Consider the following 25,438-nt stretch of genomic DNA (forward strand, 5'->3'; position numbering starts at 1 on the left):
ATATATGTTTATTCATAAAACCTCCGGTCAACGCTGTCCCATCAGTTCCTGTGCCACCGCTAGATTCTTCCTTGCCTGGCGCGGGTTTTCGGGCATAGCTTTCCGGAAATAATCGCAGGCGCTGTTCACATCGCCATCCATCAGCAGCAAAACACCCTGATTGATATACGAACGGGGATCTTCTGCGCATCGCTGACCGAAAATACGGGCCGACTCTTTATCTCCCAACGACAATGCCGCCGCCATCGCATTCAGTTGTGCCACCCGGCAATCGGGAAAACGGTAGGCCATCAACTCGTATACTTCCCGGTATTGCTCCGTGCCCGGACGGTATACCGCAGCGATCTGGAGAAATTCTTCCTGCGACAAGGTTTTAGGAGCTGTGTACAGGCGGGCGGCCAGTTCGTCCAATTCGACAGAACCTTGTCCGACTGCGTTTACTGCAGGTGTTTCACCCGTTACGGTTAACTCGATGCGGCGCAGGCGGGCGAAGAAGGTTTTCTCCAAATCTTTGTAAACTGCACCTTTCGCCAGGCCACGCAATTGTTTGCGGCGGCTGTCGGCATTGGCCGTTCCGTCCAGAATAGCGAGTACCTGGGGTGCATACGCTTTGTCTGACGCGGCCACTTCGCGACGCAGCCCTTCCCAGTCTTCTCCGGCCCAGTCTACCGACACCGTGCCATTGTTGGGGAGTTTATACTGTTTCAGCAGATAGTTCTTAAACTGGATCGTACGGTTACCCGCCAGTCGTTCGTTCTCTTTCGTGCTGCCATCCGGCGAAGCATAGCCCGTCAGCTTGATATGTAGCCCTTTCGGGGAAGCCAGCAGCGGGCGAAGGTGATCTCCCAATATTTCCAGTTCGGCACGGTTATTCCCGTATTGGGGGGTTAGTGTGATACTGCCTGCCGGATAATCGATAAAAGCCGTCAGATGCTCGGTGATATTTTGGGGTGCACTCCCTTCTTCCGGGTCGGTATAAACCAGCATTTCGCGGTAAACCGAAGCGGCATCGACCCTCAGCTGCGGAATTTGGAGGTTCCGTATGTCTGGGTCGGATGGTTGACTAGCCTTCGCCGGTTCCTGTTCGAGAGGGGTAATGGCCTGACCGGGGATTATATCCTCCACCGTCATCGTCAGTTGCCGCTGTCCGGCACAGGATGTCAGTGCAAGGCCCAGACCCAGGCATCCTTGTAATAGTCGTTGTTTGTTCATTTTATTATAATAAATCTTTATCTGTTTATTCTTATGTTGACAGTGAGTGTTTCTGTTCTTGACAACTTCGATCGCGAAGCCTAATTGTCAATTCCCGCGATCGTCCACACGAAACTTCCGCCGGTTGTTGGTGTCGCTTTCATCCATGACGGGTCTATCCTGTAGGCTTCCAATGATTGAGAAGGAACCTTCAAGGTGCGCCGACTTGTATTGATCTCCACCCCGCCGAACGTTTCCGCAGGATAGTCGGGATCCAGTGCCGGTACCGGTGCCCTACGGAGACAAGTTACTGTCGACAGTTGCCGGCAATTATAGAAGGCCCTCCGACCGATTTTCGCCAGCGTCGCTGGCAATTCGACTTCCCTAAAGCCCGTATCTTCAAAGGCGCTGGCAGCAATAAACGTCATACCCGAAGGAAGCTCCAACTTATCAGCGGCGGTCGACAAACTCGACAGGCTCTCTTTGAACACCTCCGCACCGATTTCCGTCAAACGGCAGTTCGACAAGTCCAGTCCCCCCAGCGCCGCACACCTCATAAAGGCACGATCGCCCAACTCTCTCAGGGAAACCGGCAGCACCAGCATTCCCGTCAGGTTTTTGCAATTATAGAAAGCCTCCGCACCGATCGTTGTCAGCGACTCCGGTAAATCAAGTGTACCCGCCAGATTATAACATTCGCTAAAAGCCCCTTCTCCTATCTGCGACAAATTCATCGGTAATGTTAGTTTTGTCAATGTATTACATGCCCGGAAAGCATCCTTACCAATCGTTCGCAGGCCGGAAGCCCCTACCAGATCCAAATCGTTCGATTCGCTCTCGGTGAATGCACCGGCAAAGGCACGCTCACCGATCGATTGCAGGCTGGAGATAAAAACACCATCCATCTTCAACCCGGAACATCCTTCGAAAGCCCGGTCGCCGATAACCTGCAACACCCGTGGCCCCGAGTATTCGAGCATCTTCAAACGGCTACCTGCAAAGGCCGCATTTCCTACCGACAACAGTCCTTCGGGTAATGTGATCTTCTGCAATGTACGGTTTCCTTCAAACGCACTCTCCGGCAGATTCACCATAGCGACGCCGGCCAGGTTTATCTCCTCGACTGCCAGCGCCTTATTGCGCAACGTATTGATATCATCCGCATTGATCCCGTTCTGCGAGACCAAACGGATAGACTTATACCTATCCATCTTTGAGAAATCGATGAACGAAGCCAGTGTTCCCGGCCTGTTCAGTTCGATATAGGCTCCTTCGGTACCACTCTGGTTGATCCGGATCTCCACCGGCTCCTTATCTTCAGGTGTCAGGTGGATCACGGCGCTACGCTTGCCGGTTGCACTATTGTCATCCACCCGGAAATGAAGTTTTCCGCCACTGGAATAAATATCGTGTACCCAATTTGAAGGCTCTCCGGCATCATAGTCTATCGTTGCCCGGAAAGCACCCAGATTCACCGGTACGGTTTCTATAACCACACTTCCTTCCAGCAGGTTATACAGGCGGGGAATAAGCTCCGTGTCCGTTACTTTGGCTGCCGCCTGCGTAACGGTAATGGTCGCTTCGACAGGTATGTCGCTCTGCAAGCGCAGGACGATCACAGCCGTACGCGCTTCCGGCCGGGTGTTCTCTTCGACCTTGAACCGCAAGGTACCACCCAGTTGTACACCGGTCGACCCGGTCAACCAGGGAGCGTCTTTCGGCAACTCCACTTCAAAAGGGCCGCTGGCTACCACCGGAATATCGAATGTCTCGCCTGCTACCGCCGCTTCGTACGACTTTATTTCGGGCAGAAGTACATTCTCCCGTCCCCGCTGTACCAGTGTAAAGGTATCGGTCAACAGGGCACCTGTACTTGAATCGTTTATTACCAGGCGTGCCTTGCGCGGCTCCGTCTTTGTGTTCGGTTGAAGCGTCAACCGGATACGTTCTTCCGTCGGCACCGCCTTGCTACGGGGTGGCATGGTGATCCACGGGGCTTTGTCGAGCAGACGCAACCCGTTCGATGCCGTATTCTTCATCAAGGAGAGTTCGTACTGTGTATCGGCGGCTCCCACCGTGTCGCGACTAATCACGAAATACAAGGCTCCGCGTCCCCCCTGGGTAACCGTTACTTTTGAGGAGAGCGTGCCGCTGCTGACGGTCACCGTCGCGGTACGTGCATCATAGGTCGGATTCTCATCGTAGGCCAGCAGCAGCGTCTCTTCCTTCACCGCCTTCGTGGCGGAAAGTTTCAGCCATGCGGCATCGCTTACGACTTCATAGTCCGCCATGTTGGTGGCAAGGGTGAACTCCACAGAGCCTGCCGGCCAGGCCACGACAGCCGAGTTGCGGTCCAGTCCCAGTACATCCTGCTGTGCCTGCGACACTTTGATCGTACTGATTTTATGGCCAACCTGTACATCTACTTGGGCTGTGCGTGCCACCGTCGACGTATTGGCTGCCGCCGTCAATGTCAGTTCGTAGGTGCCTGCTCCGCCGTTATCCGGCGAGACAGTCAGCCAGGAACCCGACGAAACAGCGGTCCAGGCATGGCTTGTCGTAACCTTTACCGTCTGCGCTCCGGTGACCTGTGCAAACGACAGGTTTTCCTTTCCCGCTTCAATGCGTGCCGAGTGAGGTAATTCCTCCTGGCACCCTGCCAGCGACAAGGCGGTCAGGAGGATCGTTATTAGTCGTTTTATATGTTTCATTTCCGATTGATCGTTTTGAGAAGGTCCTTACCGGGTTTAAAGCTAACCGTTGTGCGCCCGTAGAACATAGCCGGGGCACCGGTCTTAGGGTTACGTACCAGGCGTGCATTTTGTTTACGGGGAGATAAGCGGCCGAAACCAACAAATAAAATATCTTCTTCACGTTCCAGGACTTCGGTGGTGAGTGTTAAAAAATCATTTACGAGTTTGTACATTTCAGTTACCGGCCGGTCGGTACGCTTTGCCAGCTCACTAATAAATTCCGTCTTGTTCATAACTTTATATTTTATGCTATTTTTAAATATTGTTCATCCAGGCTTCGAACTGTTCCCGATAGCTGTTTATTTCTTCGGGTACGGTTATTTCTATATATTCGTCTCCAACCAATGCGGTCATCCGACCGGAAAGCGAGAACAGGCTAGCCGACGGGAAATAGGTGTAGACAAACTTCACACCTTCGGAATTACTGCCACGCACCACTTCCAGTTCGGGAAAAAGCCAGGTAGCAAAATAAGCTGAGTAGCCAAAAGCCATCAGTCGATCTTCTTTCAGGTATAAAAAGATCCTGTCCGTATTGGTTCGTTCCCTTTCCAGGATGGTGTCTATTCGGTTCATATTGTTTGTCTTTTTGAGGTTAATAGTCTCTAACGCATCTATATTTATAAGAAGAGGTCTTTGCTGCGGAATTCGATTGCGGTGCAGCTGTGAAATCCAGATACCAAGCCTCAACCGCCGTATTCTCCGTGGCGGTCCAATACGGGCTTGCGCTTAACTGTCCACTGGAATAAATAACATCGATCCCTGCCTTGAACAACCACATCAGCATCATCTCCCGCTGCGTAGGCAAGCGCCAGCCACTGGGAAATTCGGTGGTGGAATAGCCAACACATCCACTTGTGGTTACTGTTCCGTCCTGGTCGAGATTACTATTTGCCGATGCATCGATTCCCATGGCCGCTGCCCAGCTTACCCCTCCGCTTGGCCCATCTGCCGGAGCGATGATAAAGCGGAAAGGCACTTTGTCGTTTACGGCGATATTCTCTCCGTTGCCTCCGCCATGAGTATGGCGTATGGTAGAGCCGTTTGTACCGTCTGCATTCTTTACCAGTAACTTCATGCCCAGGGGCCAGACGGCACTTTCGGACATACCGTAAGAGTAGAATACGGCGTAATTGCTGCCGGAATTGCCAGGGTTGGTCCCTATCAGCTTTTCTTTTCTTAATTCCTGTCCGAAGGCGGTTGCGGCCGGAAGCAGGCAAAGTATAACTGCTGCTATGAATAATCTATTTATCATATATTCTGCTTTAAGGTTCATATCGATACTTTTATTTGGCGGTGTTTCCGGGGAGTAAATCTTTAACACATCTCAGGTAATACAAACCAGATGGAGATTCTCCCTTACTTCGACCGGTCCATATCTTTGTTGCCCATGCATTCGTAGCATCGGTAGAAGATGTCCAGTAAGTTGCATTATGCAATGTTTTGAGTGTGCTCGAACCGGATACGTAGATGCCGAGCGCCTGGCCGAATGAAGGCGTATACCATTCCAGGTTAGTAGAAGTTACCCCTGTTCCGTTCAGGTCGATACATTTTTGTATTGCCGGATAGTCAGCTTTTTTATCAAACAGGTCCGTCGTATTCTTCTTTCCGTCCATAAGGCTATTGGCTGAGGGCATGGATGCACCGCTGGCCAGCCATACTCCGTTTCCACCTACATCCGATATATAGACTTCGATGCGATTTTCGTATCGCCAAGTGGAAGCTTTACTTGCGTTTGATATTGTGCTACCATCCGCACTATACATTTTAAGGATACCACTAAAGTAACCGGGGATGAACTTAATAACGCGCGAGTCGTCGTCGTTTTCGCCGGTTATGGTAATGTTGTAGGTGTATGCATAGTTGGGTGAGACGCTGTAATCGTCGGTAAAATTACTTCCCAGATGGATCTGGTAGACCACGGATTTACTGATTGTACCGCTAGCAGTCGGTTCGATTCCCATAATCTGCAGATAGGTCGAATTGAAAGGGGCGTTGGTTACCCGCTTCTCCGGGGTTGTAAACGGAACCGGATGGCGGAGGTTGACCGGCAAATTCGCGGTGATGGTTGTTGCGTACGATGATGAGGTAGAAAACGATATATTACCCAATGCATACTTGTCATACTCGACAGCATCTCCGGGAAAATCCGGTGTGTGCCCTATCGAATAATAAAAACTCGTCTTAGGGATACCCATAAACTGGTAGTTCCATACAGCATAACCTTTACCTTGCATATTATTTCCCAGCTTAAGATTAACCGTCACCTTGGCTATCGCTCGATAGAGCATGATGTCGGCCTGTGCATTTTCCGTTACAATAATGTCGGTACTTCCGGAAAGAACGGGACGGGAGCTACCGTCGGAAGGACTGAACAATGGAAAGTTCGGTTGACTAAAGTTGATTCCCATATTGTTAAAACTCTCCAGGCTGCAACTCCCATCGGTCTGCAAACCAGTAAAAGTATTCAAATCCGCATTTGCTATTACGATAATCCTGTTCTTCACGGAAGATGTTTTCAGGGTAACATCTTTTACGGAATGACCGGAATAATACCGTTTCTGAATAAGCGTGCTGACAGCTTCCGTACCGTTAAACTGAAACACCCAGAAATTCTGAACATCGCTCATACCGTCTGCCCGCGTTTCCGGAGTTACCGGAGTTTTCACCAGGCTTATCTCCATACCCTTGCATACCTCCGTAGAGCTAACGGTCTCGCCGCCAGCTTTGGTGCCGGCAGTGAGAGGAGATTGCAGGGGGTGTATGTTGAGCGAAAGGTTGACAGGTACGGGTTTGCCGGACTTACCGCCATTAGCGGAAAGCGTGTCGGTATAGGTTTCGTCCGTACAGGCTCCTAGCAGGAGGAACAGGCTTATTGTATATAGGATATGTTTCATATTTATCATGTTTGTATGAAGGGGTTACTTGGTGGGTTTATTTTTATCGGCGTCTCTTACGCAACGCACATAAAATGATTCTTGTTTAGAATATGACTTTGGATAATAATTCGTGCCACCATTTTTTACTACAGCATAAGAAGCCGTAGTACTAGCTTCTGTTGCACTCCAATAATCTTTACCCTCCAGAGTTACAGCTTGATAATCCATCATAAAGCACTCACCTATTCTGGGTAATCGCCAGTCAGAAAATCCTCCATCCCTGAACTCGACACATGCTTGTTTGGCCAGAAGAGTTCCTGTTTCTTTATCCTTCCACGGGATTTGTGCTCCCCCTGCTGCTAAGTTGCCAGCAATATGTATAGACGGATAGATAGGTTCACTTAATATAACGCTCTTCCATTGTTGATTTTTATCATTGCCGGAAGGCTCGGCAACGTACTTCCCATTATTATTTTCTGCCACTTCTCCCAGATAGGTATGGTATATATGATTACCTGCAGTTAACAGATAAAGATTAGTAGCTAGGTTGCCAAAACCCAAAACAGTCTTGTCACTACCATTGAAACTCCGCGTCTTATACTTCTCACCCACCGTCCCTTCTCCCAGTTTTGCTTCATTAATGGAGATTGTCTGCCAACCGGATAGCGAGAGGTTCATGGCCGAGTTGTTGTAAACGATGTGATAGGTGTTGTGCATACCTTTCCGGAAGCCGTAGAGAGTGGTACCGCTAGAGTCATCCCGATTCAGATGCGTAAGCGATAAAGGGAAGGTGAGCACTTTTTCAACCTCGGGAGCACCGGCGCCGGCGCTTTCGAGGGTCGTAACTTCGATCACGATATCGGAGTTCTTTATATCCGGACTCATAACAGGCGGAACAAGGAAATTGAATACAGCAGCTGAGGCACCCGGTGCACCTTCCGTATCTAAAGTAATAGGCTGCGAACCCAGATCTATCTTCAGTAGTCCGGAAATGCTATTGACTATCTCACCTGTTTTTAGATTCAGAGTTCCCTTATTTACAATCGTACCCTGCCCGGCATAGGCGTTTCCGATGTTTACGGCTTTCACTTTCACCGTGTTGTTCGATGACAATTGCAACAAATTGATCGTCACCCAGCAGAAAGCGTGGGAGAATTTCAAGGGAATAGGCCCCATTCCATCGGTTATGTTCTGCAGACCGGTGGGGGATGATAAATAAAGCAGGTCTGTCCAATCCTTCGGGTTCGTGCTGCTTAGGTCGAAAGGGACGGCGGTGGCGGTGGCATCCGCTGTCCACGGATAATAGCCTTTTATGATGATGCTTTCTCCGTTGTTTGCAGCCAGGGAGATGGGGGTCGTACCCGTTTTATCGGTATGGCTCCACGTTTGTGTGCTGCCGGACACCGTAAGTGTCGACTTCATATTATCGTTATCTCCGGAGCCATCACTCAGGGCGGTTCCGTCCTCGTGGGTGACGAACATACCGAATAGATGCTCACCCTCAGCGAAGGCGATTCCCTCCGTAATCGTCGGCTGGGGTGGCTGCCCTGCTTTGGTAGAGGGGCTGTCGGAGATGGAGGCGGAAAAGCGGAGTTCGACTTTTGCCACACCTTCCCCGCCTGCAGGCAGCTCGCCATTGTCGCAGGCGACGAGGTATATTCCCGACAAGGATACGCCGATCATGGCGCATAGCCGGGTTGCTTTTTCTTTTATGGTCATATCTGTTTGCATATTTACGGTAGTTAGTTCTGTTTTCTTACTTGACGGACGCATCTTACTTTATAAGACTCCGATTTAGACACCAGCTTTATTTCCCCATTCCGGTTGACAGTATAAACCTTGTCGTTTTTTCCCTCGGAGCCGGTCCAATAAGTTTCGCCTGACTCGCCGAGCGAGGTAAAGCCTTTGGAGCTGTTAATCGTTGCTTTGTTCATCCAAAGGAGCATCAGTTCCGAGAGCCGGGGCAATCGCCAGTCGGACTGTCCCTGTCCGCGGTAGTCCCAGCAGACTTTTTTGGCATCGAGGATACGGTCTTTTGTAGGAGTGCCCGCCAGTGTGCTTCGCCATACAACACCTTCAGATGCGTTGTCGGGGGCAATAATCAGTGTTGGGTAGGGGCCTTCCCTATCGAGCGCATCGTTCACATCCTCATAAGTACCGCCGTTCGTTACTCCATTGAAGCTATTGTCAAGGGCTTCCCCCATCATGCTGCTATAATTTAGGGAAGTATACTTTATATTGCCATCATCCGTTTTAAAATGGTCTTTTTTCTTGAGGATCGTAAATGGTTTGCTAACTCCATTTTCAGACATATTATCTTTTACTACGGTCCCGTTTATCCCTTGGAAATTCAATCGCACGAACATATCCGGAGCGGGCGAATCGAGGTCTTCAGTTTGCCAGTCGACAATATCGGCCGTGAAATCCAGTCCGACCGACCTGCCCTTGTAGGCTGCCTGGGGAGTTGCATATCCGGATTGGCTTACGTTGGTGATGGAATAGCGGTAGATATGGTTACGCAAGACATCGTGTAAGGGCACATTTGCCGCGTTGTACTTCTCGGTAGTAAAGTCGATACGGTAATAGTTGAGTTTACCCTGATATATGCCACCGATAACGAGTGCCATGCGGTTCTCATGGTTTGCGTCGTAGACGGTTCCTCCTTTGAGAGCGACTTCGGGGAGGTATATTTCGGCTTTGCAAGAGGTATTGTTTGTTATAGTGTATTCCATATTAGCACTCTGATCCCCAACCTGCGAAGGGGCGGTGACGGAGGGGATGCCATTTACATCGTATTCAAGATTGCTTAAAACCGGTATGAGCGTATACTTATTTTGAGGTTTGAATACGTAGATTTTTTGCAAATCGAAATTGACACCCCCTTTGTTCCATTCACCAGTTTGTTCACTATAAGTTCCTACTCCCACATCCACCCGGGCTACGGCACGCAGCAGGTTGGCGGAGAGTGGTGGCATACCTTCCGTTATTTCCAGCGGTGTGTCGGAGCTGTTACCGGCAAAGCCAAACATAGGTATCCCGTGTTCGACAAATGCCGGTGCAGCCAACTCCCCACTAGTCAAAGCTGCTTGTACCCCCTCGTATGTCATGCCAATATTTACCAGTGGATAAGGGTTTTGGTTAGCGACCAGGAGCAGCTTCGTATCGGCTGCTCCTGATACGCTGCGGCGGAGAGTGAAGCTGAATTGCCCACCGCCACCGCCGCTTACCGATCTCCCGGTTGCATAGTACTTCAGAAAAAAGGCTCCAGTCGCATCCGGTTGGAATGCAAGTATATATAGGTCATGGATAGAGTTCTCCTGCGTGTCGGTCAACCCTGCTTTGGAGGTGAGGTTTTGCTCGCCTGCGGCAGGACCTGCCGAGAGGGTGACCGTCATGAGTTCACCTTCTTCGACATCCGGTATTCGCTCATAGCTGCAAGCGCATAAGAAGAGGGCGGCGCACAGAGCGGCTGCCTTTCCTAGTTTCAACAGGTGTGAATGTGTCGTGTGCATATCTTGTTTGTTTTTTATCTGAATGATTCTTCTATATCTTACTGGTAAGTTACATCGACGTCGCTCGATACCCAGCCGGGCGGTTTTATCTCTGCGCTGCCGTCGGCATTGAAAGCGATCGGTAGCATCAGCTCCTGGCCTGCCACGGGGACAAGCGGTTGTCGGTTGCTTGTCTGCGTGAATTCTTTCAGCAGTTTCCCGTTGTGAAAGACGGCGATCTTTATTCCTTTGCCATCGGGTGGCGGGAAGACACGGAAGGATGGGACGATGTATTCTTTTTGGGAATTGAAAGAGCCCGTAACCTGATGGACGGCGGTGCCTCCGGGGGTTCCTTCGAAGTCGATGCGGGCGGCCGTTCGGCTCACCTCGACGGTGTAGTTGCCGTCTGTTGTGCCGGTGGCTCTGGACAGTCCGCTGATCGTTATATGTATCGACGCCGTGGCGGGTCGCATTTCCATCGTGAAGGACGCTCCGCGGGCGATCGTTTTGTTGTCTGTGTCGATGGCTCCCCTAAACAGGTCGGGGGGCGTATTGAGGTATTGCGTTTCAGCCTTTACGGACGAAAGCGGTGTGAGGGCGAGGTATGCTCCGTCGAGCAGGTCGCCTGGTTGCAGCGCCGGAAGCCTGAGGCTTTTATCGTTGCTGTTGCCCCATGCTATGCAGTGGAGGGACCGGGTGGAGGGACAGTCGAGCGAGATGGTCTCGCCGATCGTACCGGTGGCACGGTTGATCAATTGCTGTTGATCGTCGAATACAAACAGTTCTATCTCGCGGATAGCGTCGTTACCGGCCTGCGAAGCGCTGTGAAAATTGAATTTCAATTGTCTTTTACCGGGCAAACTATCCCTCCAACAACCTGTGACCGTGAGGAACAGCACGGCAAAGAGTAGCAGCAACAGATATTGCAACCGCCATAGGGGGGAACCGGGATATGTGTGTTTGTTTTCGTTCATTTTATTATTTAATTACAGATCATGTACCGGCTATGATGCCAAGGATATTCCGCCCTGAGCAAATAGTATGCGCGGAGGGGGTGAGAGAGGAAGATCTGCAAAAGCCGCCATGACAGTACGTGCTTTTAACAGATCTTCTTTTAGAGGAGATTACTCAAATGGTTTCTCTGTAGGTGTGTCTGTCCAGTCCGCCGGAGTCACACTGATAGACACATTCGCACTGATGTTCGGCTGATCCGGGTTATCGTCACCACCACCACCGTTACCACCGTCACTTTCCGGACGGAAGTCGCCATTGAATGTCAAGGCTACATTATAAGCTTGTCCCGCTTTAATTACGCCTTTATCACCAGGTGCAAAGATAACGTTGAACATTTTCATTACTTTTTCCTCTGCTACACCAGCAACATCGTCAGCCTTTGTTTTTGTCCATTCTACCTCTACCGCAAGGATTGTCGGATGCTCTGTCGGAGCAACTGTAGCCGGATCATTTTCAAAAACATACCAGTGAGCAATGTCTGTTTTGGCTGTGGTCATATCAGGAAAATTAAGAGCCTGATTGAAGTCTGCAACAACAGGATAACCGGGATCTGTACCCCAGGCAGCCTCCCATGCGACTCCGTTTGCATACGCTTTCGGATCGGGGATATAGCTGTTAGCAGTAGGGAAATAATGAGATTTGGTCTGCACATTCAACAAAAAAGCACGTGTGAATTTGAAATCCGTACCATACACTCCCAGTACTTGAGCTCCTAATTCGATCTTTGACAATGTGATTTTAGCTGCGATGTAATCTAAAGTAACTGCTGCTGTTGCAGTGGAAGCACCCCCTGCCGGATCGGCTACCATCTCTGAAACGTTTCCTTCACCCGACATAAGAACATCACCTTTTACCTGAACCGGAAGCGGCGGATTATCGGTATTCACCAAGTCTTGTACCACATTGACCAGTTGGCTTCTGGTAGCTACGTTAAGAGTTCCGCCAGTCGCTGTACGATCTTCTCCGATATTTGCAATTACCATCATTTTAGTAGCCGTAGTTCTTGTTTCTACAGTTGCCTTTTTTACTCCCGCATTATCCGGATCGTCCGTTAAACTGGCTCCTGTCACATATTGTCTGGAAACGATCTGGTCCGTTGCATTCAGGAAGAATACGGTGACATTGCTGATAGTCTTGTCTTCAGCTGTTGTAGCAGCTCCTGAAGCCTTTGTTATCTCTCCGCTGCTAAGGGTGATGTTTACCAGCATTTTTTCACCCTCCTGCGGGTTAGGACTGGGCGGGTCGATAAAATCTTGTTTTGAACAACTAGCCAATGCCGCTATCGCCAGCATCGACAGAAAAACTGTTTTCATTTTCATTTGTTTTACTTTGCTTGATATTAATAATAGTGTAACTTAAAAATGTTCGATTATTTTTGAGTGGAGCGCTCCCTCTGGTTAGAGCGACTCGCTCTCCCTAGCTAGAGATGTGTGCTCTCCCCGGCTAGAGAAGCGCGCTCGATTTTCCTTGCGTTATTCGATTACCGGTCTGTCGTCTTCACCGCCTCCACCAGGGGTATCGGCCACATCGCCTACCACAAAATTGTCCGACATCGTTGCCGTACGGGGCTCTTTCACCAGGGAAGAGCCGTTGCCGCCTAGCTGTGTGCAGAGCATAACGCTCCAGACAGAGCCATCAGGAACGGTGGCGGGCAGCACGAAGCCTACCTGCGTAGGGGTGTTGGGATAAAGTTTCGAAACGGGGAAGAAGAATGTTTCGCCCGAATCGCCGTCGGTGCGCCGGATGGTGACACCGATCTGGCTGCCTTCACCGCCCACCTTGATATGTTTGCCTTTAATAACGCAGGTCTGCCCGGCGCTGATCGGCATGCCTTCGCCACGGGCGGCGGCTGCGGGATTTTGTGCGTCTTGTGCACTGACCACCATAAACAGTTGCGGACCGGCCACAGACATCTGTATATCGACATCTATCTCGGCTTCGTCGAACGCCTGACGCATTTCCTGGCTCATGGAGTAGGCCACGCCGAGCTTAATACGTTTACGGTCGGGAGCCGACATGAGTTCGCTTTCGAGGAAAACACCCTGGGAGGTGGGGCGGAAATAGCCCAGCAAGGTACTGACGCTATAACCGGAAGAGAGGTACCACATCATGCGCTCCATCAGCAGGTTACCCGTGCGGGTAATTTCGTCCACGTCTTCCTGGCGGGTACTGAGGGCCGCTACTTCGCTGGCCAAGTCGCGCATTTTCAGACATTTTTGCAACTTGGGTTGCAGGTAACGATCGTTTGTGACGTCCTGAGTAAATGTCAGGTCGAGGGCTTTGAGCGTGAGCTTCGCCTTCTGTGTCGGGTCTTTTGCCATAACTGTCTGTTTTTTAATTACTGATATCTTTTTTTATATTTCCGGTTTACGAATTAGCCGGGATTTAGAGGATAATACGTTTATATCAGTAGCTCCTGAGTAGAAAAGCTGGTGAAAAACAACCGGATTCTTTCCCTTTTTTTGCTATCAGGATGGTCTGTCGTAAAACGTAACCTCGTATGTCCTAGTGCTTGAACATAACATAAATAAAATGACTTAGTCCATTAAAAACTATGGTAAAACAACTGAAAATCAAAGTCCACAAACAATCATATATTATTAACCACAGATAAGTTAGATAGAAAATCGGGAGATAGACAATAGCTAAAAAAACTCCTTTTGGTACCCTCTAAGTATGAAAAAAATAAACAAATAAGGTCATATTTGCTCACTAATTACTCTCACGCGATGAATTTTAATTGCCAGTTTGTATGATAATCAAATTTTTTATATATCTTTGCGCAATCTTGACACAGTTTTTAATGAACTATGGCAATTTCTCTCCATAGCATGAAATACAGGATAAAGCCTTTTAACGGGAAATATGTCTCTTCCATATATAGTATATAATATATTATCATCTCCTAAATTGAATATTTAACATGATACCGTTCCAAATAAATTCGCTACATTTGTGACCCATTATATAAGGAAGGAAATAAATTAAATGATCGATCAACCTACCATAGACCGGATACTTGACGCTGCAAACATTGTGGATGTTGTTTCAGAATTCGTTACCCTACGCAAACGAGGGGTAAACTATGTAGGATTATGTCCGTTTCATACGGATAAAACACCCTCTTTCTACGTCTCTCCGGCCAAAAATATCTGTAAGTGTTTTGCCTGCGGCGAAGGCGGTACGGCTGTCCACTTCATTATGAAGCATGAACAGTTGAACTATTTCGACGCCCTGCGTTACCTGGCCAAGAAATATAACATCGAGATACAGGAACGGGAACTGACCGACAAGGAGAAGCAAAGGAAAAGCGACCGCGAAAGTATGCTGATCGTCAATAGCTGGGCGCAGCAATACTTTACCACCCAACTATACGAACACATAGAAGGGAAAACGGTCGGACTGCGCTACTTTGCCGAACGAGGATTCCGCGAAGACACCATCCGTAAATTCCAGTTGGGTTACAGCCTCGACCAACGGGATGCCCTTTACAAAGAAGCGAAAAAGAACGGATACAAAAAAGAATTTCTGGAAAAGACCGGGCTAGTAATCGCTTACGATAACGGAGGGGTGAACGACCGCTTTCGTGGCCGTGTGATTTTCCCGGTTCATACGTTGAGCGGTAAAGTGGTCGCCTTTGGCGGACGTGTACTCAAAAAGGATGAAAAGACGGCCAAATACGTCAACTCCCCCGAGAGTGAGATTTACCACAAGAGTAACGAGCTCTACGGTATTTTCTTTGCCAAGCAGGCCATAGTCAAAGCCGACTGTTGCTTCCTGGTGGAAGGGTATACGGATGTGATATCCATGCACCAGGCAGGTATAGAGAACGTAGTCGCCTCTTCCGGTACGGCTCTTACGCAGGGACAGATACGGCTTATACACCGTTTCACCAGTAATATAACCGTATTGTATGACGGTGATGCCGCCGGTATCAAAGCTGCCCTGCGCGGTATCGACCTGCTGCTGGAAGACGGCATGAACGTCAAAGTGGTTCTTTTGCCGGACGGTGAAGACCCCGACTCGTTCGCCCGTAAACACAACGCGAGCCAGTTTGCAGAGTTTATCAAACAAAACGAAACGGACTTCATCCGCTTCAAAACCCGTTTATTACTGGATGATGCAGGAAACGACCCGATCAAGCGCTCGTCGCTGATCACGGATATTATCCGCACGGTAGCCATCATCCCCGATAATATAGCCCGTTCCATCTATATCCGCGAATGCAGCAGCATGATGGAAATAGACGAACAGGTGTTGCTGAACGAGGTTAATAAGATCCGGTTAAGCAAAGACGAAAGACAAAGTCCCCAGGCTCCTCCCCCACAGGCAAACATCAGCCCGATCCCGGAATACACCGATATTCCCGGCTATCAACCATACACGGGAGAGGTTGCGGGAGAAGCAGAGAGCTTCCTTCCGCCGGACGATAACATACCGCCTCCTCCTCCACCCGAAGAATATCCAACGGAAGAGACAGGCCCTATGGAGGTTCCACCGATGGCTCCGCCTCCTCCCCAGCCACAGATGCCTCCGCAGCCGAAACGTTCGCCTTATGAGGCGTATGAGGTGACATTGATGAAATATATCGTGCGGTATGGTGAAAAGGTATTGTTCGACTATGTGGATGAGGAAACGAACGAGCATATCGTTATGCATGTCGCCGATTATATCCGTTACGACCTGGAGCGTGACGACCTGACTTTCTATACCCCGATCTTCAAGAGCATGCTCGACGAAGCCGCCGAGAAATGCAAGAACGAGGGATTCATTGCCAACCGTTACTTCCTTGCCCATCCCGATCCGAACGTAAGCCGTTTGGCCGCCAACCTGATAAGCGAGAAGTATCAGCTGAGCAAATACCATAGCAAGTACCGCGAACTGGAACAGGAGGAGGACAAACTGGATCAGCTGGTGATCCGTGAAATATATGCCATCAAGGATGCTTATATCATCCACCAGATAAAGGAAACCCAACTGGCGATCAAGGAAGCGCATCTGAAAGGGAACGAAGACCAGGTATTCGAGCTGATGAAAAAGCTGACTCACCTGAACGAGATAAAGAATGTATTAAGTAAAGAACTGGGAGAACGTATCGTATTAAAAATGTAACAACAACTTATAGCCTATGAACTTTTTGGAAACGGAAGATGTGGTAAAACAGTATGCCAACCATCTTGCATTGAACAAGGTTAGTATACAGGTTCCCGAAGGAAAGATATTCGGGTTACTCGGGCCTAACGGTGCCGGCAAAACCACCCTTATTCGTATAATCAACCGCATCACCGCTCCCGACAGTGGGCTCGTCCGTTTCAACGGACGTGAGTCGCAGCCGGAAGATATCTATCAGATCGGATACCTGCCGGAAGAACGCGGACTGTATAAAAAGATGAAAGTCGGCGAACAGGCAATCTACCTGGCACAACTGAAAGGGTTATCGTATCCCGAAGCCCGCAAACGCCTTACCCGTTGGTTCGAGAAGTTCGACATCATGCCCTGGTGGAACAAGAAGCTGGAAGAGTTGTCGAAAGGGATGCAGCAGAAAGTCCAGTTCATCATTACGGTTATCCACGAACCGGCATTGCTTATCTTCGACGAGCCGTTCAGCGGCTTCGATCCGGTGAATGCAGAACGGCTGAAACAGGAGATCCTGGAACTGAAGGAGAAAGGCCATACCATTATTTTCTCTACCCACAATATGGCTTCGGTCGAAGAGATATGCGATAATATCGCCCTGATCAACCGGTCGCAGGTCGTACTTTCGGGGAATGTAACGGAAGTAAGGAACCGTTTCCGCAACAATACGTTTACCCTGCGTATCACTTCCGACAGTTCCCTGCAGGACGACCAGACACATATCTTCACGTTACTTTCCGAAAAGGAACAGAGCGGGATACGCGAACTTCAGATACACAAGGCCGAAGGCATCAGCAATTCTACCTTATTATCCGCCCTGTCGGAACAGGCTGAGATCCTTTCATTTGCAGAAGAGCTACCTTCCATGAACGATATATTTATTAACACCGTATCAGGTACAAACACGACACAGGCATGAATAAAATAGGACTTATAATCAAAAGAGAGTATTTGCGCCGGGTAAGTAAAAAGTCGTTTATCCTGCTTACGTTACTGACTCCGTTCCTGTTTGCCGCACTGGTATTCGTACCGTTATGGTTATCCACGATCAAAGGAGACGAAGTACGCAACATTGCCATTATCGATACGACCGGGAAATATGCCCAACTGTTTGAGAACAACGAAAGTTTCCACTTCGTCCATAGCGACAAGACGTTAGACGACTACCGCCGGAACAGTGACAAGGAAATATTCGCCTTCCTGAGTATTACAGATGACCTGCTGAACAACCCCAAGGCAGCAACCCTTTATTCGGAAAAGCAGGTACCTGTCGAACTGAGCCGGCTGGTCAACCAGACATTAAGCAAACAACTGGAAAGCGAAAAGCTTGCTTCGTTCAATATTCCCAATCTGAAAGAGATTATCAAAGAAAGCAAGATCAACTTTAACGTACAGACTATCAAGTGGAGTGAAGACGGGCAGGAAAGTACCTCGTCGGCCACCGTAGCTTCTGTGATCGGAATGGTGTTTACCTTCATTATCTATATGTTTATTATGATGTACGGGGCGATGGTGATGCAGGGCGTCATGGAGGAAAAGACGAACCGTATCATCGAGGTGATGATCTCTTCCGTACGGCCATTCGACCTGATGATGGGAAAGATCATCGGGATAGGCTTTGTCGGCCTGACACAAGTGTTCCTATGGGGGATTATCACGACCATACTGGTTAGCGTAGGAGGTTTTATGTTCTCCGGTGGAGTCGATGTGGCATCCCTGCAAGCCGGCCCTCAAATGGGGATGATGGATGCGAATGCGCTGGCGTCTTCTTCAGGCAATGAGATTATGGGGATTATCAATTCGATCAATATCGCAGAGATCGGTATTTCCTTTATTATCTACTTCATTGGCGGCTATATGTTGTATGCATCCATATTCGCGGCTATCGGTTCGGCTGTAGACAGCCAGGAAGATACACAGCAGTTTATGGCGCCTGTTACGATCTTTATGATCTTTGCGCTGTACGCCGGTATTTACAGTATGGAAAATCCGGATGGCCCGTTGGCTTTCTGGTGTTCGATGATCCCATTCACGTCACCGATCGTTATGATGGTACGTATTCCGTTTGAAATACCTTTATGGGAGAAGCTGCTATCCGTTTCCTTATTATATGCTTCTGCTATCGGTATTGTCTGGTTATCCGCCAAGATATACCGTGTAGGTATCCTGATGTATGGAAAGAAACCGAGTATCAAAGAAATGGTGAAATGGATTAAATATAAATAAGATGGACTCAACGATATCACTCATATTAAGCCGTCACGGAGAGACGGAAGAAAATAAATTGCATATCATGCAGGGACAAATGCCCGGCCATCTGTCTGAACTGGGTAAACAGCAGGCGGAACAACTGGCCGAGCTGTTGGAAGAGGAAGAAATAGATGTAATTGTCAGCAGCGACCTGGCCCGCAGTTACGACACCGCTATGGCTGTTGCCCGGCGCAAGGGACTGGAGCCAGTCCAGACTCCCCTTCTCCGCGAAATGGATTGGGGAATCTATACCGGAAAAGTGGCCAATGAAATGGATTTCAAGAATCTGCCGGAAAGCGTGGAAAGCGTGGAGGCGTTGTACAAAAGAGCCGGAGAGTTTCTGCAATTCCTGCAAACGGAATTTCCCGGTAAACGTATCCTGGCCATCGGACACGGCGGGTTCAACCGGGCCATTATCGTACGGATAGAAAAAAGGCAGCAAGAGGATATCCTCTTGCTGCCGATTATGAAAAACACAGCTTGCCTGCGTTTTTCGATATAAAACCAAATTAGTTTATACCTGCGGTTGTACGACACTGAATGTGCCGGATGCTTTGCTGACGAGCTTATCGTCGCAGTAAATCTCGCACTCGCTGAAATGTACATGCCGTCCGGGTTTGATAACCGTGCCTCTGGCAATCAGTTCTTTTCCCCAGGCTGCCCGCAGGAAAGAAACTTTCAGTTCTGCTGTCAGCACATCCTTGTCCAGCGGGGTCATCGTATAAGCGGCAAAACCTGCGATCGTATCCGCCAGAGCAGCCAACACACCACCGTGGATAACACCGCTGTATTGGCGTTGTTCGTCATGCAGGGGCATACGCGCCTCAACGATCCCGTCTTCGACAGTGGTGAATTGTACTCCCAGATGATTTACATAGGGATTGGTCTTCACTCTGTCAAGCAATCTTTCTTTTACTTCTGTATTCATTATTTTTACTCAATTAGTTGGTCTCATTCTAGCGGATGGTGATCTTGCAGTCGTCCAAACTGTCGATAATAGCCAAGCTTTCCACATGGATACCTGATTCCCGCAAAGCTTTTCCTCCATCCTGAAATGCCTTTTCGATAATAAAACCCATACCGGCGATCGTCGCGCCTGCCTGCCCGGCCAGGTCGATCATTCCCATAGCGGCATTACCGAATGCGAGGAAGTCGTCGATAAACAGGATATGGTCGTCTGCCGTCAGAAAATTATTGCTGATACAAACAGAATAATCACGGTCTTTGGTGAAAGAATGAACTACCGTGCTCAGCATATTCTCCATTGTCTTGGGTTGCTTCTTCTTCACAAATACCACAGGCAGTTGCAGGATATATCCGACCATGATAGCCGGGGCGATACCACTTGCTTCGATCGTTACGATCTTATTGATATGCTCTCCTTTAAATCGATTGATAAATTCTTCGGCAACCTTATACAGAAGCATCGGGTCCATCTGGTGATTAATAAAACTATCCACTTTCAGGATACCTCCCGGATAACATCTGCCGTCTTGCAGAATACGCTGTTTAAGTAATTCCATTTGCTTTTTTATTGTGTTTTATCTTCTTTATCTTCCTTCACCCGGATGAATATATTGGCAACAATAGCCGTCAGGCCACCGGTCGTAATGCCGGATGCAAAAATACCTTTTATAGCATCCGGAGCTGTTTTCAGGATATCGGGCATCAGCTCCACTCCCAGTCCCAACGACAGGCTGACAGCCAGAACCAGCGTCGCCTTCCGGTTGATCTCCTGTGAAGCGATGATACGGATACCTGCCGCAGCCACAGTACCGAACATCAGCAGGGTCGCACCTCCCAGAACCGGATCGGGCATCAGCGAGAACACTACGCCCACGATCGGGAACAATCCCAACAGGATAAGCATTCCGGCTATATAGTAACCTACATAGCGGCTGGCTACCCCCGTAAGCTGAATAATTCCGTTATTCTGTGCAAAGATAGAGTTTGGAAACGAATTAAAGATACCGGCGATAAAAGAATTTACACCGTCTGCCAGGACACCGCCCGAAACACGTTTCAGATATCCCTCTCCTTCAATGGATTTACCGGAAATCATTGAATTGGCAGTAACATCCCCAGTCGCTTCAATGGCTGTGATCAGGTAGACCAGGCCGATGGCAATAAAAGAAGATATATTAAAATCCAGTCCGTATTTAAAAGGCATCGGGATATTGAATCCGGCCAGGTTCTGGGAAGCGGCGGCACTCATATCGACCATTCCCAACGCGAAAGAAAGTCCGTAACCGATACACAACCCCAACACGATGGAGCTCATGCGCAGGTATTTATTCTTACAACGGTTAAAGAACAATACGCTTAACAGCACAGTTGCCGCAACACCTATATTCTTCAGACTTCCGAACGTACCGTTATCCATAGCGGCAAAACCACCGCCACAGGATACCACGCCTACTTTGATCAGGCTCAACCCGATCAGCAATACCACAATACCCGAAACAAGCGGGGTGATGATAGAACGCATATACTTAAACGTACGGCTGATAATCATTTCAACCGGAGCAGCCGCCATACAAACACCAAAGATAAGCGGCAAACCGCCTGCCAGCCCGGCCGATATGATCGGGCCGATAAAGGAGAAACTGGTACCTTGTATACAGAGCAGCCCGGCTCCCACCGGGCCAATCCGCTTACATTGCACGAAGGTTGACACACCCGAGGCGAAGAGCGCCATCGACACCAGGAAACCGGTCGTTTCGAGATCGAGTTTTAATGCTCCGGCGATAATAAGAGGCGGAGTGATGATGGCGACAAAAATGGCCAGCAGATGCTGCAAAGCGGCAAACAAAGCCTCTTTCAAAGGCGGGCGGTCATCTATACCATAAATCAGATCTGTTTCTTTTACCGGAATGATAGTCTCTTCTAACTCTTCAGTGTTAATCTTCATATTTACTTTTTATATATTACAATTTTAAATCCTGGAGGGTTTCGCCTTTAGCATTCAATACCCGTAACGTCATTTCCTTTCCTTTTTTCTGAAGTACCATAACCGTTGCTCCGTCCATCCGGTAACCGCCGCCTACAACAACCGGAAAGTTGTTATTATTGGCTTCCCCTTTCGGATAGTAAGCATGACGATGCGTATGTGCATTGATACAAACATTGAACGGAGCCTTAGCCAGTAAACCGCCCCACAATTCCAGACAAGGATTATAACGGTCTACATCTTTTCCATAAATAGGCACATGGTGGATCAGGACGCGCTTAGCCGCTTGTTTGAAAGGCTTGGATGCCATTTCCTCTTTCAGGAAGCCGACCTGTGCTTCACGCAAAGCAGAAAAGTCGTTCAGTCCGTAATACACCCAATGATCATCGGGTTTATCTTCGCCGCAATCGAGCATAACGATACGGGTATCTCCCCAGTTAAAGGAACCATATGTTTTATCTCCTACATAGTCAAACAGGTTGCGCAGTCCGATCGAATAAGCATTTCTGATCTCGTGGTTTCCACGCAGATAGAAGACAGGCTTATTAGCTGCACCTACTGTTTCATTCAGCTCTGAAAGGAAATGAGTCGCTTCGTCATGGTTGGCCGGATCATCGATGCAGTCGCCGTTGAAGATCACGAAATCATAATCTACATCCTTTACCTGTTTATACAAGGCCTGTAATGTTTCAGAGTGTTTGTGCAGGTCATTGAAGATGACAGCAGTGAAATCAGCCTCTGAAGAGGTAGGCAACGTGAATGTATGGAAATCCGAAACGGCTGTTTCACCGAACACTTTCTTATATGCCTGATAAAGCATGATCTCCTGTGAACAGATACGGTAATAATAGGTTTTACCCGGTTCCAGATTATCCAGTCTTATTTTATTTTGCAGGTCATTACAAATTACCTGTCCGTCTACAATCGTACGGGCTTTCTTTAGTTGGTTCTTGTCCGTGCCATATTCTACCCAACTGTAAGTAGGTACGGTTGTCTGCCACATAACAGTGATACCGTTTCCTACCGGATTCTGCAGATAAGGTTCTGTACGGAATATCTTAGCGGCAGGTTGCACAAAAACAATATCCGTAACGATCGGACGGTGATCCGAAGCAACCGGTTCGTCTACCACCCAGGAGGAAAGACGGGTGAATGCGGTAGTATCTTTTGCATAAGCAGCAATATAGTCGATTGTTTCTGTCGGTTTATCAGCCGGGAAAGTCGGTTGCTTGATATTGGAAAGAATAACGAAATCGTTTTGCATTCCCTTGATTACCTCCGAGTCGGGATGTGCATTCAGGTCTCCGGCAATAAATAACGGTTTATTGGCTTTAGCCGCTTCCTTACGGATGATATCCAGAGAAGCCAGACGATCTTCCCCTGCCAGGGAAAGATGGGTACAACAATAGATATAATTCTCAAATTCAACGATCAACAGGGCACGCTCTTCTTCCCTCCCCGGCAGAGCCAGGTAACGGGTAGCGAGCGGCTTTTCTTTACTTAACATACCGATCCCGTATTTACCTCCATCATAATCGATGGCCGGCGCATAAGTAGGGTACATCAAAGTCTTTTCACCCAGGATACGCAACACATCGGTCTGTCCGCTCCTGCCTGTCACACTATCCACTTCCTGCAAGGCAACAACATTCGGACGCACTTTATTGATCACATCAGCTGTACGCTGATAGTTGGTAACATCATCCATCCCTTTTCCGTTGCGGATGTTATAACTCATAATACGTAAGGTATTATCCTCCCTTGCTCCATTCTCCTGTGAATGAAGGCTGCATAATGGCAGTAACATAAAAAGTATTGCCATTAACCTGTTACTGTGTTTCATGATATTTGATTTTAGTGGTTTATTATTTCATCACTTCTTTCAAGTCCTGTTCAAACTGCGCGATATCTTCTCCGGTCGTATCCCAGGAAGTTACCAGGCGCGCCTCGTTGTTTTCCTCATTCCACATATAGAAGAAATAACGCTCCAATAGCTTCTTCAAGGGCTCGGAAGGAATTGTAAAGAATATCTGGTTGGTTTCCACCTTTTGCGTAAACTGTATCTGAGGATATTGCTTAAGGGCTTCCGCCAGTTTTGCAGCACTGATATTAGCTTTCATGGCGTTTTCAAGCCATAGGTTATTCTCCAGATAGGGAATGAACTGGGCTGACAGATAGCGGAGCTTGGAAGCCAGTTGGGCTGACTGCTTTCTGTAATACTGCAAATTCTCCGTAATCTCAGGACGGAATGAAATGACAGCTTCTCCCATCATCATACCGTTCTTTGTTCCGCCAAAGCTCAGGATATCCACACCTGCGTCTACCGTAACCTGCTTCATCGTACATTTCAGATAAGCACAGGCATTTGCCAGACGGGCACCATCCATATGCAGATACATATTATGGGCATGCAACAGATCAGCTATAGCCTTCACCTCCTCTATCGTGTAAACGGTTCCCAATTCGGATACCTGCGAAATATAGACCGCTTTAGGTTGCGAATGATGGCATACACCAAAATTGTGTAAACGGGGTTTGATGAGTTCAGGAGTCAGTTTACCGTCTGTCGTCGGAATGGTCACGACGGCACATCCGGTCATCCTTGCCGGAGCTCCACACTCATCGACATTGATATGTGCCGTTTCAGCACACAATATACTATTGAAAGGACGTGTAACAGCTTGCAAAGCGACCGAATTGGCTCCAGTTCCGTTAAAAACAAAAAAAGGAGAAACCTCTTCACCAAATACACTTTTAATCTTCGCTACAGCGGCTGCTGTCCAGGGGTCATCACCATATCCTACTGCGTGATCCTCATTTGCCTTAATCACGGCTTCCATGATCAACGGATGGACGCCGGAGTTGTTATCACTTGCAAAACTTCTCATTATATTCCTGATTTTTGCGGCAAAAGTACGGATTTATTCATTAATATGTCATTTTTAGGATCTATATATTAAAAAAGAAGGAGTATCCGTTTGGACACTCCTTCTTTTTATTAACTTGTTTGTTAGAATATTAACCATTATCCCAAGCGAAAATCCTTCAAAACTTTTTGTAATTCCTGGCGGGCAAAGAATATACGGCTCTTTACCGTTCCCAGTGGTACATTCAATTTGTCTGCGATCTCGTTATATTTATAACCACTCAAAAACATTGAGAAAGGAACTTTCAGTTCATCATTCAATCCATTAATGGCCTTTGTGATCTCTTGAATTTGATATGCTCCGTCCGGAGAGTCAAATCCCGAATCATTTACGACGTCCAAATTATACAAGTCGACACCTTGGTCTACAACTGTTTGCGTACGTACTATCTTATGATAATTATTAATGAAAATGTTACGCATGACGGTCAGGACCCATCCTTTGAAATTAATATTGTCAACAAACTTCTCCTGATTGTCTAAAACCTTCAGCGTTGTGTCTTGCATCAAATCTTGGGCGTCATCCCGATTTGCAGTGAGCATCAGTGCAAAATTCATCATGTTTTCTTGCATGCTCAGTAATTTTTTCTGAAATTGCAACGCATTCATATTATTACTTATTTATAAAAGGTTAATACCGGTTAAGTATTGCCTCTCACTATCGAGCGGCAGCACAAATATAGGTATTTTTCCTGAAATAAATAGCCCTTTGAGGAATATTAATATTAAAAACCGTAACTTAATATATTTATAGTAAATGTCGCTGAGAATGAACAGTATTTGCAAGTTTAAGACTTGCAGAATTACAAAATTTACAAGTTACGAGTTACAATTTTCAACAATGTATAAAA

The 25,438-nt window shown here is 48.1% G+C and carries 21 protein-coding genes; 4 read left to right on the top strand and 17 right to left on the bottom strand.

Annotated features, from left to right (window positions below; all coding sequences use genetic code 11):
• Window positions 1-27 precede the first annotated feature (27 nt).
• The 11 genes from HMPREF1212_RS16085 to HMPREF1212_RS16135 form a co-directional block, all read right to left on the bottom strand.
• Window positions 28-1,212, bottom strand: a complete 1,185-nt coding sequence (locus HMPREF1212_RS16085; RefSeq protein WP_046150020.1) for an OmpA family protein — start codon at window positions 1,210-1,212, stop codon at window positions 28-30.
• Window positions 1,213-1,292: 80 nt separating this feature from the next.
• Window positions 1,293-3,902, bottom strand: a complete 2,610-nt coding sequence (locus HMPREF1212_RS16090; protein WP_046150021.1) for a leucine-rich repeat protein — start codon at window positions 3,900-3,902, stop codon at window positions 1,293-1,295.
• Window positions 3,899-4,177, bottom strand: coding sequence for an HU family DNA-binding protein (locus HMPREF1212_RS16095; protein WP_046150022.1), 279 nt, complete (start codon window positions 4,175-4,177; stop codon window positions 3,899-3,901). The genes HMPREF1212_RS16090 and HMPREF1212_RS16095 overlap by 4 nt, the downstream gene beginning before the upstream one ends.
• 22 nt (window positions 4,178-4,199) lie before the next feature.
• Window positions 4,200-4,517 carry a hypothetical protein gene (locus tag HMPREF1212_RS16100; protein WP_046150023.1) on the bottom strand — a complete coding sequence of 106 codons (318 nt, stop codon included), beginning with the start codon at window positions 4,515-4,517 and terminating at the stop codon, window positions 4,200-4,202.
• 19 nt (window positions 4,518-4,536) lie between these two features.
• Window positions 4,537-5,196, bottom strand: a complete 660-nt coding sequence (locus HMPREF1212_RS16105; RefSeq protein ID WP_232430117.1) for a DUF1566 domain-containing protein — start codon at window positions 5,194-5,196, stop codon at window positions 4,537-4,539.
• Between the two features lie 31 nt (window positions 5,197-5,227).
• Entirely contained in the window at window positions 5,228-6,838 is a 1,611-nt protein-coding gene (locus HMPREF1212_RS16110; protein ID WP_046150443.1) for a DUF4906 domain-containing protein, read from the bottom strand.
• 24 nt (window positions 6,839-6,862) lie between these two features.
• Window positions 6,863-8,551: a fimbrillin family protein gene (locus tag HMPREF1212_RS16115; protein WP_046150444.1), complete on the bottom strand. Its 1,689-nt coding sequence runs from the start codon at window positions 8,549-8,551 to the stop codon at window positions 6,863-6,865.
• Window positions 8,552-8,562: 11 nt separating this feature from the next.
• Entirely contained in the window at window positions 8,563-10,332 is a 1,770-nt protein-coding gene (locus HMPREF1212_RS16120; protein WP_046150025.1) for an Lcl domain-containing protein, read from the bottom strand.
• 38 nt (window positions 10,333-10,370) lie between these two features.
• Window positions 10,371-11,285 carry a FimB/Mfa2 family fimbrial subunit gene (locus tag HMPREF1212_RS16125; RefSeq protein ID WP_046150026.1) on the bottom strand — a complete coding sequence of 305 codons (915 nt, stop codon included), beginning with the start codon at window positions 11,283-11,285 and terminating at the stop codon, window positions 10,371-10,373.
• Window positions 11,286-11,435: 150 nt separating this feature from the next.
• Complete coding sequence (locus tag HMPREF1212_RS16130; protein WP_046150027.1) at window positions 11,436-12,638, bottom strand: hypothetical protein; 1,203 nt, start codon at window positions 12,636-12,638, stop codon at window positions 11,436-11,438.
• A 159-nt stretch (window positions 12,639-12,797) separates the two neighbouring features.
• On the bottom strand, window positions 12,798-13,646 hold the full coding sequence (locus HMPREF1212_RS16135) for a DUF4469 domain-containing protein (protein ID WP_046150028.1): 849 nt from the start codon (window positions 13,644-13,646) through the stop codon (window positions 12,798-12,800).
• A gap of 667 nt (window positions 13,647-14,313) precedes the next feature.
• Here HMPREF1212_RS16135 and dnaG point away from each other — a divergent pair.
• The 4 genes from dnaG to HMPREF1212_RS16155 are packed head-to-tail and all read left to right on the top strand — an operon-like array spanning window position 14,314 to window position 19,213.
• Window positions 14,314-16,437 (top strand): DNA primase, encoded by a 2,124-nt coding sequence (gene dnaG / locus HMPREF1212_RS16140; protein WP_046150029.1) that lies wholly within the window; start codon window positions 14,314-14,316, stop codon window positions 16,435-16,437.
• Window positions 16,438-16,453: 16 nt separating this feature from the next.
• Window positions 16,454-17,380, top strand: a complete 927-nt coding sequence (locus HMPREF1212_RS16145; RefSeq protein ID WP_046150030.1) for an ABC transporter ATP-binding protein — start codon at window positions 16,454-16,456, stop codon at window positions 17,378-17,380.
• Window positions 17,377-18,687, top strand: coding sequence for an ABC transporter permease (locus tag HMPREF1212_RS16150; protein WP_046150031.1), 1,311 nt, complete (start codon window positions 17,377-17,379; stop codon window positions 18,685-18,687). Before HMPREF1212_RS16145 ends, HMPREF1212_RS16150 begins: the two co-directional genes overlap by 4 nt.
• Window position 18,688: 1 nt before the next feature.
• Entirely contained in the window at window positions 18,689-19,213 is a 525-nt protein-coding gene (locus HMPREF1212_RS16155; protein WP_046150032.1) for a histidine phosphatase family protein, read from the top strand.
• Window positions 19,214-19,225: 12 nt separating this feature from the next.
• On the opposite strand, the gene HMPREF1212_RS16160 is transcribed toward HMPREF1212_RS16155, so the two are convergent.
• From HMPREF1212_RS16160 to HMPREF1212_RS16185, 6 genes are all read right to left on the bottom strand, one after another.
• Window positions 19,226-19,639 (bottom strand): PaaI family thioesterase, encoded by a 414-nt coding sequence (locus HMPREF1212_RS16160; RefSeq protein ID WP_028728583.1) that lies wholly within the window; start codon window positions 19,637-19,639, stop codon window positions 19,226-19,228.
• Window positions 19,640-19,667: 28 nt separating this feature from the next.
• Window positions 19,668-20,234 carry a xanthine phosphoribosyltransferase gene (gene xpt / locus HMPREF1212_RS16165; RefSeq protein WP_028728582.1) on the bottom strand — a complete coding sequence of 189 codons (567 nt, stop codon included), beginning with the start codon at window positions 20,232-20,234 and terminating at the stop codon, window positions 19,668-19,670.
• Between the two features lie 8 nt (window positions 20,235-20,242).
• A complete protein-coding gene (locus HMPREF1212_RS16170) occupies window positions 20,243-21,622 on the bottom strand; it encodes a nucleobase:cation symporter-2 family protein (protein WP_046150033.1) in 1,380 nt (459 codons plus the stop codon).
• 16 nt (window positions 21,623-21,638) lie between these two features.
• Window positions 21,639-23,504 (bottom strand): endonuclease/exonuclease/phosphatase family protein, encoded by a 1,866-nt coding sequence (locus tag HMPREF1212_RS16175; RefSeq protein ID WP_046150034.1) that lies wholly within the window; start codon window positions 23,502-23,504, stop codon window positions 21,639-21,641.
• 22 nt (window positions 23,505-23,526) lie between these two features.
• Window positions 23,527-24,549 carry a threonine aldolase family protein gene (locus HMPREF1212_RS16180; protein ID WP_046150035.1) on the bottom strand — a complete coding sequence of 341 codons (1,023 nt, stop codon included), beginning with the start codon at window positions 24,547-24,549 and terminating at the stop codon, window positions 23,527-23,529.
• A gap of 137 nt (window positions 24,550-24,686) precedes the next feature.
• On the bottom strand, window positions 24,687-25,196 hold the full coding sequence (locus HMPREF1212_RS16185) for an RNA polymerase sigma factor (protein WP_028728578.1): 510 nt from the start codon (window positions 25,194-25,196) through the stop codon (window positions 24,687-24,689).
• Between the last annotated feature and the right edge of the window lie 242 nt (window positions 25,197-25,438).

It is taken from the genome of Parabacteroides sp. HGS0025 (assembly GCF_000969845.1).
Taxonomy (GTDB): Bacteria; Bacteroidota; Bacteroidia; order Bacteroidales; family Tannerellaceae; genus Parabacteroides; species Parabacteroides gordonii.

Coding starts and splice junctions, on each gene's coding strand:
- HMPREF1212_RS16145 (WP_046150030.1), top strand. CDS start 16,454: ATGAACTTTTTGGAAACGGAAGATGTGGTAAAACAGTATGCCAACCAT.
- HMPREF1212_RS16125 (WP_046150026.1), bottom strand. CDS start 11,285: ATGAACGAAAACAAACACACATATCCCGGTTCCCCCCTATGGCGGTTG.
- dnaG (WP_046150029.1), top strand. CDS start 14,314: ATGATCGATCAACCTACCATAGACCGGATACTTGACGCTGCAAACATT.
- HMPREF1212_RS16105 (WP_232430117.1), bottom strand. CDS start 5,196: ATGATAAATAGATTATTCATAGCAGCAGTTATACTTTGCCTGCTTCCG.
- HMPREF1212_RS16135 (WP_046150028.1), bottom strand. CDS start 13,646: ATGGCAAAAGACCCGACACAGAAGGCGAAGCTCACGCTCAAAGCCCTC.
- HMPREF1212_RS16100 (WP_046150023.1), bottom strand. CDS start 4,517: ATGAACCGAATAGACACCATCCTGGAAAGGGAACGAACCAATACGGAC.
- HMPREF1212_RS16115 (WP_046150444.1), bottom strand. CDS start 8,551: ATGCAAACAGATATGACCATAAAAGAAAAAGCAACCCGGCTATGCGCC.
- HMPREF1212_RS16170 (WP_046150033.1), bottom strand. CDS start 21,622: ATGAAGATTAACACTGAAGAGTTAGAAGAGACTATCATTCCGGTAAAA.
- HMPREF1212_RS16160 (WP_028728583.1), bottom strand. CDS start 19,639: ATGAATACAGAAGTAAAAGAAAGATTGCTTGACAGAGTGAAGACCAAT.
- HMPREF1212_RS16175 (WP_046150034.1), bottom strand. CDS start 23,504: ATGAAACACAGTAACAGGTTAATGGCAATACTTTTTATGTTACTGCCA.
- xpt (WP_028728582.1), bottom strand. CDS start 20,234: ATGGAATTACTTAAACAGCGTATTCTGCAAGACGGCAGATGTTATCCG.
- HMPREF1212_RS16110 (WP_046150443.1), bottom strand. CDS start 6,838: ATGAAACATATCCTATATACAATAAGCCTGTTCCTCCTGCTAGGAGCC.
- HMPREF1212_RS16085 (WP_046150020.1), bottom strand. CDS start 1,212: ATGAACAAACAACGACTATTACAAGGATGCCTGGGTCTGGGCCTTGCA.
- HMPREF1212_RS16095 (WP_046150022.1), bottom strand. CDS start 4,177: ATGAACAAGACGGAATTTATTAGTGAGCTGGCAAAGCGTACCGACCGG.
- HMPREF1212_RS16155 (WP_046150032.1), top strand. CDS start 18,689: ATGGACTCAACGATATCACTCATATTAAGCCGTCACGGAGAGACGGAA.
- HMPREF1212_RS16090 (WP_046150021.1), bottom strand. CDS start 3,902: ATGAAACATATAAAACGACTAATAACGATCCTCCTGACCGCCTTGTCG.
- HMPREF1212_RS16130 (WP_046150027.1), bottom strand. CDS start 12,638: ATGAAAACAGTTTTTCTGTCGATGCTGGCGATAGCGGCATTGGCTAGT.
- HMPREF1212_RS16150 (WP_046150031.1), top strand. CDS start 17,377: ATGAATAAAATAGGACTTATAATCAAAAGAGAGTATTTGCGCCGGGTA.
- HMPREF1212_RS16120 (WP_046150025.1), bottom strand. CDS start 10,332: ATGCACACGACACATTCACACCTGTTGAAACTAGGAAAGGCAGCCGCT.
- HMPREF1212_RS16185 (WP_028728578.1), bottom strand. CDS start 25,196: ATGAATGCGTTGCAATTTCAGAAAAAATTACTGAGCATGCAAGAAAAC.
- HMPREF1212_RS16180 (WP_046150035.1), bottom strand. CDS start 24,549: ATGAGAAGTTTTGCAAGTGATAACAACTCCGGCGTCCATCCGTTGATC.